At 56.6% G+C, this 1,119-nt stretch carries 1 rRNA gene; it reads right to left on the bottom strand.

What is annotated here, in order from left to right:
- Positions 1 to 1,119 (bottom strand): 23S ribosomal RNA (locus ACWF6P_RS31800); the annotation flags it as partial.

The raw sequence follows: 1,119 nt of genomic DNA, 5'->3' as shown, positions 1-1,119 counted from the left end.
CTGCGGCCACCCCCAGCTCATGGAGCAAATCCAATCACCAGTGATGGCCCCCCTTCTCCCGAAGTTACGGGGGCATTTTGCCGAGTTCCTTAACCATAGTTCACCCGAACGCCTCGGTATTCTCTACCTGACCACCTGAGTCGGTTTAGGGTACGGGCCGCCATGAAACTCGCTAGAGGCTTTTCTCGACAGCATAGGATCATCCACTTCACCACAATCGGCTCGGCATCAGGTCTCAGACTATTGCCAGGCGGATTTACCTACCTGACGTCCTACACCCTTACCCCGGGACAACCACCGCCCGGGATGGACTACCTTCCTGCGTCACCCCATCGCTTACCTACTACAAGTCTGGTTCGTCGGCTCCACCACTTTCCTTTCCCCGAAGGGTCCGGAACGGCTTCACGGACTTAGCATCGCCTGATTCAGTATTGGGCGTTTCAAAGCGGGTACCGGAATATCAACCGGTTGTCCATCGACTACGCCTGTCGGCCTCGCCTTAGGTCCCGACTTACCCTGGGCAGATCAGCTTGACCCAGGAACCCTTAGTCAATCGGCGCACACGTTTCTCACGTGTGTATCGCTACTCATGCCTGCATTCTCACTCGTGAACCGTCCACAACTCGCTTCCGCGGCTGCTTCACCCGGCACACGACGCTCCCCTACCCATCACAGCCCCCGTTGGGGCTTATTGCTGCAATGACACGACTTCGGCGGTACGCTTGAGCCCCGCTACATTGTCGGCGCGGAATCACTAGACCAGTGAGCTATTACGCACTCTTTCAAGGGTGGCTGCTTCTAAGCCAACCTCCTGGTTGTCTCTGCGACTCCACATCCTTTCCCACTTAGCGTACGCTTAGGGGCCTTAGTCGATGCTCTGGGCTGTTTCCCTCTCGACCATGGAGCTTATCCCCCACAGTCTCACTGCCGCGCTCTCACTTACCGGCATTCGGAGTTTGGCTAAGGTCAGTAACCCGGTAGGGCCCATCGCCTATCCAGTGCTCTACCTCCGGCAAGAAACACACGACGCTGCACCTAAATGCATTTCGGGGAGAACCAGCTATCACGGAGTTTGATTGGCCTTTCACCCCTAACCACAGCTCATCCCCTCAGTTTTCA

It is taken from the genome of Rhodococcus sp. NPDC055024 (assembly GCF_053608585.1).
The sequence above is the reverse complement of the archived record's forward strand: the minus strand, read 5'-3'. Positions and strand labels throughout refer to the sequence as shown.